The sequence below is a fragment of the Stenotrophomonas sp. 99219_Sma genome (genome assembly GCF_056480785.1).
Window position 1 is genome coordinate 1,041,493 of record NZ_CM151117.1, and the last position, 12,274, is coordinate 1,053,766.

Annotated in this window: 15 protein-coding genes; 6 read left to right on the top strand and 9 right to left on the bottom strand. The window is 67.4% G+C overall.

Features of this window, described 5'->3' with window-relative positions; translation table 11 throughout:
- The first annotated feature begins 41 nt into the window (after positions 1-41).
- The 3 genes from ACZK13_RS04780 (at position 42) to ACZK13_RS04790 (ending at position 1,601) form a co-directional block, all read left to right on the top strand.
- Positions 42-254, top strand: coding sequence for a DUF4287 domain-containing protein (locus tag ACZK13_RS04780; RefSeq protein WP_005408372.1), 213 nt, complete (start codon positions 42-44; stop codon positions 252-254).
- Between the two features lie 96 nt (positions 255-350).
- Entirely contained in the window at positions 351-800 is a 450-nt protein-coding gene (locus ACZK13_RS04785) for a GNAT family N-acetyltransferase (RefSeq protein ID WP_100437447.1), read from the top strand.
- Positions 801-893: 93 nt separating this feature from the next.
- Positions 894-1,601, top strand: a complete 708-nt coding sequence (locus tag ACZK13_RS04790; protein WP_012510275.1) for a YitT family protein — start codon at positions 894-896, stop codon at positions 1,599-1,601.
- Between the two features lie 73 nt (positions 1,602-1,674).
- On the opposite strand, the gene ACZK13_RS04795 is transcribed toward ACZK13_RS04790, so the two are convergent.
- Together ACZK13_RS04795 and ACZK13_RS04800 are read right to left on the bottom strand one after the other, a co-directional pair.
- Complete coding sequence (locus tag ACZK13_RS04795) at positions 1,675-2,217, bottom strand: DNA-3-methyladenine glycosylase I (protein ID WP_049400680.1); 543 nt, start codon at positions 2,215-2,217, stop codon at positions 1,675-1,677.
- A complete protein-coding gene (locus ACZK13_RS04800) occupies positions 2,214-4,001 on the bottom strand; it encodes a DUF4153 domain-containing protein (RefSeq protein ID WP_180838212.1) in 1,788 nt (595 codons plus the stop codon). The genes ACZK13_RS04795 and ACZK13_RS04800 overlap by 4 nt, the downstream gene beginning before the upstream one ends.
- 91 nt (positions 4,002-4,092) lie before the next feature.
- Between ACZK13_RS04800 and ACZK13_RS04805 the strand changes: the two genes are divergently transcribed.
- Genes ACZK13_RS04805 through ACZK13_RS04815 form a run of 3 tightly spaced genes read left to right on the top strand, consistent with a single transcriptional unit; the run spans position 4,093 to position 6,112 of the window.
- A complete protein-coding gene (locus ACZK13_RS04805; RefSeq protein ID WP_004147177.1) occupies positions 4,093-4,659 on the top strand; it encodes a YqgE/AlgH family protein in 567 nt (188 codons plus the stop codon).
- Positions 4,652-5,146, top strand: a complete 495-nt coding sequence (gene ruvX / locus ACZK13_RS04810) for a Holliday junction resolvase RuvX (protein WP_049400682.1) — start codon at positions 4,652-4,654, stop codon at positions 5,144-5,146. Before ACZK13_RS04805 ends, ruvX begins: the two co-directional genes overlap by 8 nt.
- A gap of 15 nt (positions 5,147-5,161) precedes the next feature.
- Positions 5,162-6,112 carry an aspartate carbamoyltransferase catalytic subunit gene (locus tag ACZK13_RS04815; RefSeq protein ID WP_032130186.1) on the top strand — a complete coding sequence of 317 codons (951 nt, stop codon included), beginning with the start codon at positions 5,162-5,164 and terminating at the stop codon, positions 6,110-6,112.
- A 122-nt stretch (positions 6,113-6,234) separates the two neighbouring features.
- On the opposite strand, the gene ACZK13_RS04820 is transcribed toward ACZK13_RS04815, so the two are convergent.
- From ACZK13_RS04820 to ACZK13_RS04850, 7 genes are all read right to left on the bottom strand, one after another.
- On the bottom strand, positions 6,235-6,726 hold the full coding sequence (locus ACZK13_RS04820; protein ID WP_071228058.1) for an REP-associated tyrosine transposase: 492 nt from the start codon (positions 6,724-6,726) through the stop codon (positions 6,235-6,237).
- A 312-nt stretch (positions 6,727-7,038) separates the two neighbouring features.
- Positions 7,039-7,857, bottom strand: coding sequence for a carboxylesterase family protein (locus ACZK13_RS04825; protein WP_478482313.1), 819 nt, complete (start codon positions 7,855-7,857; stop codon positions 7,039-7,041).
- Between the two features lie 70 nt (positions 7,858-7,927).
- Positions 7,928-8,194: a hypothetical protein gene (locus ACZK13_RS04830; RefSeq protein WP_253144172.1), complete on the bottom strand. Its 267-nt coding sequence runs from the start codon at positions 8,192-8,194 to the stop codon at positions 7,928-7,930.
- Positions 8,195-8,255: 61 nt separating this feature from the next.
- Positions 8,256-9,617, bottom strand: coding sequence for a magnesium transporter (gene mgtE / locus ACZK13_RS04835; protein WP_010483662.1), 1,362 nt, complete (start codon positions 9,615-9,617; stop codon positions 8,256-8,258).
- A 194-nt stretch (positions 9,618-9,811) separates the two neighbouring features.
- On the bottom strand, positions 9,812-11,581 hold the full coding sequence (ptsP, locus tag ACZK13_RS04840) for a phosphoenolpyruvate--protein phosphotransferase (RefSeq protein WP_478482314.1): 1,770 nt from the start codon (positions 11,579-11,581) through the stop codon (positions 9,812-9,814).
- Positions 11,582-11,583: 2 nt separating this feature from the next.
- The gene (locus ACZK13_RS04845; RefSeq protein WP_005408385.1) at positions 11,584-11,853 is read right to left on the bottom strand and encodes an HPr family phosphocarrier protein; all 270 of its coding nucleotides are present in this window, start codon (positions 11,851-11,853) and stop codon (positions 11,584-11,586) included.
- The gene (locus tag ACZK13_RS04850) at positions 11,846-12,238 is read right to left on the bottom strand and encodes a PTS sugar transporter subunit IIA (protein ID WP_049462131.1); all 393 of its coding nucleotides are present in this window, start codon (positions 12,236-12,238) and stop codon (positions 11,846-11,848) included. Before ACZK13_RS04850 ends, ACZK13_RS04845 begins: the two co-directional genes overlap by 8 nt.
- Positions 12,239-12,274 lie beyond the last annotated feature (36 nt).

Here is a 12,274-nt window from a genome sequence, read left to right on the forward strand (position 1 = left end):
CGGTTCGTCGTACCCGTACATCCAATGCAAGGAGCTTCCACATGAGCACTGACACCAAGCCGAAAGGCCCGGCCTCGTACTTCCCCTCCATCGAGAAGACCTATGGGCAACCGGTGACGCACTGGTTCGGGCTGCTGGCGGGCAAGAAGGGCCTGAAACACATGGAACTGGTCAGCTTCCTGAAAAGCGAGCATGGGCTGGGCCACGGCCATGCCAATGCGTTGGTGGCGCACCATCTGGCCGGAAAGGGCTGAGCAGGCAACCCGGCGCTGAACGGTCGTGTGGGGGTCAGGCTACACGGCCTCCGGGGTCAGGCAGACTGGGCGTTCATCCCGAGGCAGGACGCCCTCATGCAGGTCACGCTGGACGCGATCACCGTCGACAACTACGAAGCCGTGTGCGATCTCGACGTCAGCGAGGCGCAGCAGGACTTCGTGGCCGGCAATACCTGGTCGCTGGTGCAGGCCGCATTCCATCCCGGCTACCAGACCCGCGCCATCCAGGCCGATGGCGAGCTGGTCGGGTTCTTCATGTGGGTGCCGGAGACGCCGCAGCGCATCTCGATCTGGCGCTTCATGGTCGATCAGCGCTGGCAGGGGCGTGGCATCGGGCGGCGCGCGCTGGAAGTGGCGCTGGCGCAGATCCGGGACACGCCCGGCCTGGCCGAGATCGAGATCTGCTACAACCCGCGCAATCCGGTGGCGGGCGCCTTCTATGGCAGCTTCGGTTTCGTCGAGACCGGCATGGACGATGATGGCGAGGACATGCTGGCCGTGCTGCCGGTGATGCCTCCGGAATAACCTGAATGGGCGAGCGCAGCTGAACGATTTCATCTGCAACTGTCATGCAGATCGTGTCTAATATCGCTCCCCACCTGCTGTTCCCCCACCCGTATGTCCCTTCCCGCCCATGGCTCTGCGCCGTGCGACGACGCTGACGGCCACCTGGTCACCGCTGGTCCGCTGACCCCGCCGCCCGACAGCGCCGGCACCACCGCCGACGAAAAAGCGCTTCGCCACTCGATTGCCGAGGACGTGCAGGGCATGGTGCTGGCTACGATGGTGGCCTCGCTGGGCCTGGCCATCTTCGCCAAGGGTGGGCTGATGATCGGCGGCATGGCCGGCATGGCCTTCCTGCTGCACTATTCGATGGGCTGGAACTTCGGCCTGGTGTTCGTGCTGGTCAATCTGCCGTTCTACTGGGTGGCGCTGCGGCGCATGGGCTGGGAATTCACCCTGAAGACCTTCGCCGCGGTCACCGCCTGTGGCGTGCTGACCGACCTGCTGCCGCGCTGGATCGACTTCTCGCACATCAACCCGTTGTATTCGGCGATCGTGGGCGGTGCGTTGTCCGGCCTGGGCATCCTGTTCTTCATCCGCCACCGCGCCAGCCTCGGCGGCATCGGTATCCTGGCGGTGTACCTGCAGCGCACCCGCGGCTGGAGCGCGGGCAAGGTGCAGATGTCCTACGACGCCTGCCTGATGGTGGCCGCGTTCTTCGTGCTGTCGCCGTCGAAGGTGCTGTACTCGGCGATCGGCGCGGTGGTGCTCAGCCTGGTGCTGATGTTCAACCACCGCCCGGGCCGTTACATGGGCGTGTGACGATTCGACGGTAGTGCCGGCCGCTGGCCGGCAACACCTGAGGCGTTCCGAGGTTGCCGGCCAGCGGCCGGCGCTACCGGGAGGCCTGCAACCACGGCGGCGACAGCGTCAGCAGCCGCGCATGCACCGGGCAGTCCTCGGCGTGCGCACCGGGCAAGTAGCCCAGGCTCATCAGGAATTCGCCGGTGATCTCGCCGCCGGTGAAGCGGAACGTCTTCTTGAACAGCTTCACCCAGTCGGCCTTGCTGCGCGGATGGTGCGCGTCCAGCCACGCCGCGAAGCTGCCGTGGCTGGCCCGCAGCTGCTGGATCACCTGTGCGTTGTGGATCGCCGCCAGCACCTTCAGCCGGTTGCGGATGATGCCCGCGTCCGACAGCAGGCGTTCGATGTCCTGCTCGGCATACGCCGCCACGCGGTCCACATCGAAGCCGTCATAGGCCGCGCGGAAGCCCTCGCGCTTCTTCAGGATGGTCTCCCAGCTCAGCCCGGCCTGGTTGATCTCCAGCACCAGCCGCTCGAACAGCTCGCGCTCGTCACGCTGCGGGAAGCCGTATTCGTTGGCGTGGTAGTAGTCGTGCACCGGATGGCCCGGGGCGATGAGGCAGTAACCGCTCATGGAGAAGACTCGTTGGATTCGGGTTCGGGATCGATGGCCACCGCGGGGCGCCCGCCGATGGACAGCATCGGCCAGCGCGGTGGCACAAGCATGAGTTCGCCGTCACGCAGGGCCTGGTTGATCGCCTCGGCCTGGCCGCTGACGGTGCCGAACAGCGAACCGGCGCGGCGCCACTGGGCATCCCTGCCACGTGCGTACAGCACGCAGTCCGGCCCGCGGTGGGTGTACAGCTCGCACAGCAGTACCTCGGCGTTGCCGTCGCCATCCAGGTCGCGATGCACGATCAGGCAGTCGCGCTCGCTCTGGGCGCACGATTCGCCATTGATCGCGCGGGTGGCCAGTGCCTGCCACCAATCGTCCGGTGGCGAGCTGGATCCCTTGGCCAGCTTCAGCGCGCGCTGCAGGGCGGCGACGTCCTGCAGACCCTTGTCGAGGCGCTGTCCATCGTCCCAGCGCGAGGTACGTGCCAGCGCGGCAGCGATCACCTGTGGCGCGTTGGCATCGGCGGTGATGGCCGGATCACGCTGCAGCTCGCGCAGCGCCTGCACGCCACGGCGCCCAAGATCGAAGCGCAGCACGTTGACGTCACTGCTGGTGATCGCTGGCGGGTCCGCACGCAGGCGCGCCAACTGGCTGGACAGGGTCAGCCGCACCGGGTCCAGCAGCGGCGAGTTGCCCAGCAATGCCAGTGCCAGCACCGCCCAACACATCCAGCGGTTGACCGGCTCCAGCGTCTGCAGCCAGCGGCCCTGCCGGCGCACTACCGCCAGCGCGTAGCCCAGTGCATAGCCGGCCACGGCCAACGCGATCAGCACCGCCCAGAAGCGGTCCAGGGTCCAGCCGTACTGCACCACGCGCAGGCCCAGTGCATACAGCGCCAGCACCGCATAGACCGGCAGCGCCAGCAGGCTGGCCTCGACCAGCCGGCGCAGCACGACGGGGTAGGGCGCGGTGTCGTCGCCCTGCTGGTAGACCGCATTGGTGAACGACACCAGCAGCAGCGACAGCACCAGCAGCAGGCTGGCGGCCGAGCGGGTCTTCCACAGCGGCTCCAGCCCGGTCAGCGGCAGGCTCAGCACGAACAGCACGGCGATGAACGAGAGCAGCGGCAGCAGCCCGCGGCAGATCGCGAACAGCACCTGGCGGGTGATCTGGATCGCGCGGTGCTGGGTGCGCCCGATCAGCACGCCGAACCCGGCCAGGCTGCCGGTGGCCAGCGCGATGAACGCGTCCTGCCGGAACAGGTCGCGGAAGACGGTCACGTCGAGCAGCTGGAACAGCGCCGCCCACAGCCACAACAGCAGCCAGGTCAGCCCGGTGAACAGCGCGGCGAGGGCCAGGGTCAAACCATTCTGCCAGGCGCGCTCGAACAGCTCCGGGTAGCTGGCACGCCAATGCCCGTGCTGCAGCTGGAACTGCCACCAGGGCAGGGCCACGAACACCGCCACGGCCATGCCCAGGGTCAGCGGGAACTGCAGCGCGCCCGATTCCAGTGCGGTCTCGCCGTTGAGGTTCCAGCCGGTCCAGGCGGCCAGCGCCAGCACCACCGCCGAGCCGAGCGCGGCCTGCAGCCACAGGCGGCGCTGGCCCAGCTCGACCAGGCTCAGCGCCACCGCGCTGGGAATGGCCAGCACCCAGGCGTACCAGCAGTAGCGCCAGCCGATATCGCGGAACGGCCACGCATCGGACAGCTCCTGCGCGGCATACAGCATCAGGCCCTGCAGCAGCGCGATCAGGACGATGGCGCTGCGTGCCGGCAGGGTCAGGGGCGATGAAGACTGCATCGATGACCTTCCATGGCAAAGCACCATCCTAGCCCATCGCGGTTCGGCGCCATCGCGCGACCATCCCGCCCCCAGCAGGTAGAATGGGCCCATGCCTGTTACGCCGACTTCCCTTGCCGATCACCTGCTCGTCGCGCTGCCGTCGCTGCTCGACGCGACATTCGCCCGCAGCGTCGCGCTGATCTGCCAGCACGACGAGAACGGGGCGATGGGCGTGCTGGTCAACCAGCCTTCCGAGTACACGCTGGGGGAAGTGCTTGCACAGATGGACATCACCACCGGTGATGGCGACCTGCAGGCGCGCATGGTGCTCAACGGCGGCCCGGTGCATCCCGAGCGCGGCTTCGTCATCCATGACGACGCACGCGCATGGGATTCCAGCCTGATCGTGGGTGAAGGCCTGTACCTGACCACCTCGCGCGACATCCTCGAAGCGATGGCACGTGGCGAAGGCCCGGCCAATGCCGTGGTCACGCTGGGCTGTGCGGGTTGGGGCGCAGGGCAGCTGGAAAGCGAGCTGTCCGAGAACAGCTGGCTGACCGTGCCGGCCGATGCCGAGCTGGTGTTCCAGCTGCCGCTGGAGCAGCGCTGGCAGGGTGCAGCCTCGCGTATCGGTGTGGACCTGTTCCGGCTGACCGACTACAGCGGCCATGTCTGAGCCCATCGCGCCCGCGCCGGATTCTGCTGCCCCGGCCATCCGCCGTGATGGCACCGTTCTGGGGTTCGATGTTGGCTCGCGGCGTATCGGCGTGGCCATCGGCAGTGCCTTCGCTGCGCATGCGCGCGCGGTGGCCGTGGTCGATGTGCACGGCAACGGCCCGGACTGGACCGCGATCGAACGCCTGCTCAAGGAATGGAAGCCCGACGGCCTGGTGGTCGGCGACCCGCTGACCCTGGACGGCCAGGACCAGCCCAACCGCAAGCGCGCGCAGGGCTTTGCCCGCCAGCTGCGGGAACGTTTCAAGCTGCCGGTGGTGATGATCGACGAGCGTTCCAGCTCGGTCGAGGCCGCCCGCCGCTTCGCCGTCGAGCGCGCCGAAGGGCGCAAGCGCCGCCGTGATGCGGCCGCCCTCGATGCCGTGGCCGCGGCGGTGATCATCGACCGTTGGCTGTCGTCGCCGGACGACGCCACCCCCATTCCCTGACTGCCCGACACCGCCATGACCGCCCAGCAACTCGATGCCTCCGGCCGCCTGCGCCACCTGCTGACCCTCGAAGGCCTTCCGCGCGACACCCTGCTGCAGCTGCTTGACCGGGCAGGGCAGATCCGCGACGCCGCGGTCGGTCGTGTCGGCAACAAGCGCCACGTGCTGGCCGGTTCGGCGGTGTGCACGCTGTTCTTCGAACCGTCCACACGCACCCGCAGCTCGTTCCAGCTGGCCGCGCAGCGCCTGGGCGCCGACGTACTGAACTTCGATGCATCGACCTCGTCCACGCGCAAGGGCGAAACCGCCTGCGACACGCTGCGCAACCTGGAGGCGATGGGCGTGCGCGGCTTCGTGGTGCGCCACCCCGATGATGGCGCCGTGGCCGCACTGGCCGAGGCAGCGGGTGAGGGCACTGCACTGATCAACGCCGGTGACGGGCGCAGCGCGCACCCGACCCAGGGCCTGCTGGACATGCTGACCCTGCGCCAGGCCAAGGGCCCGGATTTCTCGAAGATGAAAGTGGTGATCGTCGGCGACGTGAAGCACTCGCGCGTGGCCCGCACCGACCTGCATGCGCTGCGTACGCTCGGCGTGGGCGAGATCCGCGTGTGCGGCCCGCAGTCGCTGCTGCCGGACGACGAGACCCTGAAAGGCTGCGTGGTCGGCGATGATTTCGACGCGATGCTGGAAGGCGTCGACGCGCTGATGATGCTGCGCCTGCAGCGCGAGCGCATGGAAGAAGGCCTGGTGCCGTCGCTGGAGCAGTACCACGCGCAGTACGGCCTGACCAACGAACGCCTGGCCCGCGCCGGCAAGGATGCCGCGGTGCTGCATCCAGGCCCGATCAACCGCGGCGTGGAAGTGACCGACGAGGTGGCCGACGGCCCGCAGTCGTGGGTGCTGCGCCAGGTCGCCAACGGCGTCGCCGTGCGCATGGCCGTGCTGGAAACGCTGCTGGGCTGACCACTTTGGTGGGTGCCAACCTTGGTTGGTACTGCTGTTGTGGTGGGTGCCAACCTTGGTTGGCACACTCACCGCTCGGCTTGTCCGCGCACCGCTTTGGTAGATGCCAACCTTGGTTGGCACTATCCACCGGAGCTCATGTCATCGGGTAGATCACATGATGCCCCAAGCTCCCATTCGCACCAGGCATGGGGATATTGCCCCAACCGCGTCGTCAGCCCGGCCCTGATCGGATTTCCCATCAGGTACATCGCATGTCGGTGCAACGATTCGTCCGAGCGGATCGCATGATCGTGATAGCAGGCCTGCCAGAAGCGCCCGACTCGCCCCAGCAGCCGGTTTGCCTGCTGGGCTGTGCGCGACTTGAAACGCTTCATGACGGTTTCCAGTGACCCGGCGCGCAGTTCGACCAGCCAGTGAATGTGGTCGGGCATGACCACGTAGGCAATCGAGCGGGTGAAGCCTTCCTGATCAAGTCGCTGGAATTCGCGCACTGCCAAGGCGGCCACTGCGGCGTTGGTGAAGAGCGGTGCGCGGTCATGGACGACTGTGGTGAGGATATAGCTGAGGCCGACGCTGGAGCGACGACCGAGCAGGAGACGTGTGTTCTGCATGGAGCAAGCATGGATGGGCCTGCTTCCAGTGAACATCGGGGAATGGCTTGGTTTCAGGTAGGCCAGTGCCAACCAAGGTTGGCAACTACCAGAGCAGTCAATGCCAACCAAGGTTGGCAACTACCAGAGCAGTCAATGCCAACCAAGGTTGGCAACTACCAGAGCAGTCAGTGCCAACCAAGGTTGGCAACTACCAGAGCAGTCAGTGCCAACCAAGGTTGGCAACTACCAGAGCAGTCAATGCCAACCAAGGTTGGCAACTACCAGAGCAGTCAATGCCAACCCAGGTTGACAGCTACGAGAAACTGCGGTTCAGCGCTTCTGCGCGAACAGCCACGCCCACATGGCCGGGTCGGCGTAGGTAGCGTCCCAGGCATTGTGATTGCCTTCCGGGTACTCGGTGTAGCGCACATCGCGTGCGTTGGCGCTCTGGAATGCGGCATGCAGCCTGCGGTCGTCATCCGGAGGCACCACGTCATCCAGCGCGCCGTGGAAGATCCAGATCGGCGTGTGCTGCAGGCGCTGCGCGATCACGGCATACGGATCGGTTTCCTGGGCGACCTGCTCGACGAACAGGGTCGGGCGCTTTGCGCGTGGTGCCAGCACGGCACCGCACACGGGGACGATCGCGGCGAAGCGGCGCGGGTCGTCCAGGGCGATGTTCCAGCTGCCGTAGCCGCCCATCGACATGCCGGTCAGGTACTGCCGTGCCGGGTCGGCGCCGAACTCGGCGATTGTCGTGTCCAGCGCGGCCACGGCCGCACGGTTGTTGCGGCCGCTCCATTCCTCATGGCCCGGTACCTGTGGAAACACCACCAAGGCAGGGAAGTTGGGATGCTCGCGCAGATAAGGCCCCAGCCCGGCGTGGGTCTGCTTGATGCCATCGGCGCCGCGCTCGCCCGAACCGTGCAGGAACAGGATGACCGGGACGTTGGAGGTTGCGGGCGTCTGCCCACCAGGGCTGCGGGCCTGCAGGCCCGCGGGAATGAACACCTGGTAGTAAGCCGTGTGCCCGTCCACCTTCACCGCACGTGCTTCGAAGCGGCCACGCGCGCTGTCCGGCAGCGAAGTGCAACCGCTCATCATCAGAAGGGCCAGCAATGGCAGCCAGCGCGACAGCAGACGGACCATGGGGTTTTCCGAAGCGGCGAGAACGCCTGCATCGTAGTCCGCCAACGTCGGCCCGGCATCATGCGCCGCGTCACTGCGGGCGCGGAAAGCTGGCGATGATGTCCAGCTGTTCCTGTGCCTCGGCATTGCCTTCGGCGGCCGCAGCCTGCACCTGCGCCATATCCGGGTGCAGCACCACCAGCAGCGGGTTCTCGCAGACCGGGCAGTCGTACTCGGTGGCGTCCTCGTCCAGCTCCATCTCCATGGCGCGCGAGCTGCCCTTCCATTCGCAGGCCGTGCAGGTGTACTGCTGGTCACGCCAGCCGGGCTGGAAGTAATTTTCGATCGTCGTTGCCATGGGTGTTCCAGTTGGGATCGGGTCAGCGCCCCGCGCGGTGGGGATCCGACCCTTGATAGGGTCAGTGCAGCAGCACCAGGGTGGCGAGGCCGAGGAAGGTGAAGAAGCCCATCGAGTCGGTCACGGCGGTCAGGAAGATGCCGCTGGCCAGCGCCGGGTCGAAGCCGAAGCGTTTCAGGGTCAGTGGCACCAGCACGCCGGCCAACGCGGCGAACAGCAGGTTGCAGGTCAGCGCGATGGCGATCACCGCCGACAACCCGGGCGAGTGGAACCAAGCGAGTACGATCAGGCCCAGCACCGAACCCAGCATCACGCCGTTCAACAAGGCGACCCGCACTTCCTTCCACAGCAGCGTGCGCGCGTTGGAGGCGCCCACCTGGCCCAACGCCAGGCCACGCACCATCAGCGCCAGCACCTGGGTGCCGGCGTTGCCTCCGAGGCCCGCAACGATCGGCATCAGCACCGCCAGCGCCACCAGCTTGTCGATGGTGCCCTCGAAGTGGCCGACCACGCTGGACGCCAGGAATGCCGTGCACAGATTGACCGACAGCCACATCAGGCGGCGGCGCATGGCGCGCCAGACCGGGCTGAACAGATCCTCGTCCTCGTCCAGGCCGGCGGCGCCCAGCGCCTGGTGCTCGGCCTGTCCACGGATGATGTCGACCACGTCATCGATGGTGATGCGGCCGACCAGGATGTTGTTGTCGTCCACCACCGGCGCGGAGATCCAGTCATGGTCGGAGAACTGGCGGGCGACCTCCTGGTCGCTTTCGCCGACATCGATCGCCGGTTGCTCGTCGTCGATCAGGCGGTTGATCGGGGTGGTGTCCTCGTGGGTCACCAGTGCCGCCAGCGACACCCGGCCGAGGTATTGATGGCGACGGCTGACCACGAACAGATGATCGGTGTGGTCGGGCAGTTCGCCACGCAGGCGCAGGTAGCGCAGCACCACGTCAACGTTGACGTCGGCGCGCACGGTCACCACGTCCGGGTTCATCAGGCGGCCGGCGCTGTCCTCGGGGTAGGACAGCACCTGCTCCAGGCGCTCGCGGTTCTCGCGGTCCATCGACTTGAGGACTTCGTCGATGACCGTGTCCGGCAGATCTTCGACCAGGTCGGCCAGATCGTCGATGTCCAGGTCTTCGACCGCGGCGATGATCTCGTCCGGGTCCATGTCGGCGAGCAGGCTCTCGCGCACGTCGTCGCCGACGTGGACCAGCACCTCACCGTCATCTTCCGGATCGACCAGGCCCCAGACCACCTCGCGCTTGCCCGGCGGCAGCGATTCGAGCAGGTTGCCGATCTCGGCCGGGGCCAGGGTGTTGACCAGGCGGCGCACCGGGCCCAGCCGACCGCTGTCCAGTGCGTCGGACAGCATCCGCAGTTGGCGCGCAGTCTTGTCGTGGCGTACAGCTTCAGCCATCGCAGCTCCCGCGGGATAAGAAAAGCCGCGATCCCGGCAAGGATGCGGCAACAGGGGTGTTCAGCGCGTCATTATCGCAAGGGGATGTTTCAACGCATAGCCGCCGGGCGGTGGTAGTGCCGGCCGCTGGCCGGCAAGCGGCCCCATCGAAGGCCATGAGGTTGCCGGCCAGCGGCCGGCACTACCCTTGGCGCTCAGGGCGTATCCGCCACCAGCGCCAGCCAGCGCTCGATCGCGCGGCGGTCGCGTGCGGCCAGCAGCTTCGGTGCGCGCGCGCGCAGCGCGGCCAGGTCGGCCTCGCGGATCGCGCGGCGCACCTCCAGCAGTGTGCCGGGGTGCAGGCTGAATTCGCTCAGGCCCAGCGCCAGCAGCAGCGGAGTCATCCGTGCATCACCGGCCATCTCACCGCAGACCGCCACCGGAATGCGATGCCGCGCGCCGGTCTCGATCACCATCTGCAGCAACCGCAGCACGGCCGGATGCAGCGGCGAATACAGCTCGCCCAGTGCCTCGTTGTTGCGGTCGGCGGCCAGCAGGTACTGCACCAGGTCGTTGGTGCCGATCGACAGGAAGTCGACCAGGTCGATGAAGCTCTCCAGCGCCAACGCCGCAGCGGGCACCTCGATCATCGCCCCCAGCGGCACATGGTCGGACACCATGTGGCCTTCGCTGCGCAGCTGTTCGGTCAGCTTGAGCATGCGCCGGCGCACCGCCAGCAGTTCCTCGCGGGTGCTGACCATCGGCACCAGCACGCGCAGCTTGCCGTAGGCCGAGGCGCGCAGGATCGCGCGCAGCTGGGTGTCGGCCACCTTGGGCCGTGCCAGCGACAGGCGTACGCCGCGCAGTCCCAGGGCCGGGTTTTCTTCGTTGCTCAGGGTCAGGCCGGTGCGGTCGGCCTTGTCCGCGCCCAGATCGAGCGTGCGGATGGTGACCGGTCGCCCGCTCATGCCCAACGCGGCATCGCGGTAGGTCTGGAACTGTTCTTCTTCGTCCGGCAGCTCGTTGCGCTGCAGGAACAGGAATTCGGTGCGGTACAGGCCCAGCCCCTGCGCGTCCAGCGCATGCGCCTGGGTGACGTCCTCCAGCGATTCGGCATTGGCCAGCAGGGCGATGTCGACCTGGTCGCGGGTACGGCTGGGTTTGCTGCGCAGGCGGCCGAGCTCGCGCTGCTCGCGCGCATGTTCTTTCAGGCGCGCGCGGTAGTCGCGCAGGTTGTCGGCCTGCGGGTTGGCGGTGATGCTGCCGTCGGCGCCATCGATGATCAGCACGTCGCCATCGGCGATGCGGCTGAGCAGCTGCGGCACGTTGACGATCAAGGGCAGGTGCAGGCTGCGCGCCAGGATCGCACTGTGCGACAGCGCGCTGCCGGCGGCGGTGACGATGCCGACCACGCCCTGCGCCTGCAACTGGGCAAGCTCGGAGGGCGCGATGTTGTCGCAGACCAGGATTTCACCGGCCAGGCCTTTCATCACCGGCGGGCGTTCGGGCTGCAGGAAGGCGTGGATGCGGCCGATCACATGGTCGAGGTCGTCCATGCGGCTCTTCAGATAGGCATCGTCCATGCCATCGAAGACCTTGGCCAAGCGGTCACGCTGCAGGCGCAGCGCATAGCCGGCGCTGTACGGGCCGCTGCGGATCAGCTCGTCCAGCCCGAACAACAGCTCGGGGTCGTCCAGCAGCAGGGCATGCAGGTCGAGGAACTCGCCCACCTCCTGGTTCAGGGCGCCATGCAGGCGCTGCCGCAGTTCGTGCATTTCCGTGCGCGCGGCATCCACCGCGCGGTGCAGGCGGGCCAGCTCGGCCTCGACCTGATGGGCGGCGACGCGCTGCTCGGCCACTTCCAGCGCATGTGGCAGGCGCACCCGCGCCCGGCCCATCGCCGCGCCACGGGCAGCACCGTGCCCGGCCAGCAGCTGTACCGGCCGCTGGCCGGAAGGGACCTGGCCGGCGCGCGCGCGTGGCACGCTCAGCTGTCCTCGTCGAAGCGGCGTTCGAACAGGCCGACCACCGCTTCCATCGCGGCGGCTTCGTCCTCGCCGTTGATGCGCACCGTGACCGGGGTGCCCTGGCCGGCGGCCAGCAGCATCACGCCCATGATGCTCTTGGCGTTGATCTCACGGCCCTTGGCGGCCATGGTCACGTTGCAGCGGAACGGCGCCAGGGTCTGCACCAGCTTGGCGGTGGCCCGGGCGTGCAGGCCCAGGCGGTTGCTCACGGTGAGTTCTCGTTCAAGCATCGTCGACTATCGCTCCATTACGGGTACCCGCCGCGGCTGTGGCGGGCAGTTGATCCAGTCCCTGTTCCGGATAATTCATCACCCGCAGCAACATCGGCAGGCTCAGCGCCGACACCCGGCGAACCGGGGTCCCCAGCCGGGCCAGCTGCCCGGCAAGGTTGGCGGGGCTGGCGCCGTACAGGTCGGTCAGGATCAGCACGCCTTCACCATTGTCGACCCGCCGCAGAGCGGCTGAGGCGAGCGGGAGCAGGGCGTCCAGGTCTGCGTCGAACGGTACTTCGAAAGCTTCGGTTTTCAGCGGCAATTGCCGCAGGAGCCGGGTCGCCACGTCAAGCAGGGCGGTCCCGACCCCGGGATGTGTTACGAGGAGAATGCCACAGGTCATTACTGCACGTTAACAGGTCAAGGTGAATTGGCGATA

Coding starts and splice junctions, on each gene's coding strand:
- ACZK13_RS04830 (WP_253144172.1), bottom strand. CDS start 8,194: ATGGCAACGACGATCGAAAATTACTTCCAGCCCGGCTGGCGTGACCAG.
- ACZK13_RS04790 (WP_012510275.1), top strand. CDS start 894: ATGTCCCTTCCCGCCCATGGCTCTGCGCCGTGCGACGACGCTGACGGC.
- ACZK13_RS04795 (WP_049400680.1), bottom strand. CDS start 2,217: ATGAGCGGTTACTGCCTCATCGCCCCGGGCCATCCGGTGCACGACTAC.
- ACZK13_RS04805 (WP_004147177.1), top strand. CDS start 4,093: ATGCCTGTTACGCCGACTTCCCTTGCCGATCACCTGCTCGTCGCGCTG.
- ACZK13_RS04845 (WP_005408385.1), bottom strand. CDS start 11,853: ATGCTTGAACGAGAACTCACCGTGAGCAACCGCCTGGGCCTGCACGCC.
- ruvX (WP_049400682.1), top strand. CDS start 4,652: ATGTCTGAGCCCATCGCGCCCGCGCCGGATTCTGCTGCCCCGGCCATC.
- mgtE (WP_010483662.1), bottom strand. CDS start 9,617: ATGGCTGAAGCTGTACGCCACGACAAGACTGCGCGCCAACTGCGGATG.
- ACZK13_RS04815 (WP_032130186.1), top strand. CDS start 5,162: ATGACCGCCCAGCAACTCGATGCCTCCGGCCGCCTGCGCCACCTGCTG.
- ACZK13_RS04850 (WP_049462131.1), bottom strand. CDS start 12,238: ATGACCTGTGGCATTCTCCTCGTAACACATCCCGGGGTCGGGACCGCC.
- ACZK13_RS04825 (WP_478482313.1), bottom strand. CDS start 7,857: ATGGTCCGTCTGCTGTCGCGCTGGCTGCCATTGCTGGCCCTTCTGATG.
- ACZK13_RS04785 (WP_100437447.1), top strand. CDS start 351: ATGCAGGTCACGCTGGACGCGATCACCGTCGACAACTACGAAGCCGTG.
- ACZK13_RS04820 (WP_071228058.1), bottom strand. CDS start 6,726: ATGCAGAACACACGTCTCCTGCTCGGTCGTCGCTCCAGCGTCGGCCTC.
- ACZK13_RS04780 (WP_005408372.1), top strand. CDS start 42: ATGAGCACTGACACCAAGCCGAAAGGCCCGGCCTCGTACTTCCCCTCC.
- ACZK13_RS04800 (WP_180838212.1), bottom strand. CDS start 4,001: ATGCAGTCTTCATCGCCCCTGACCCTGCCGGCACGCAGCGCCATCGTC.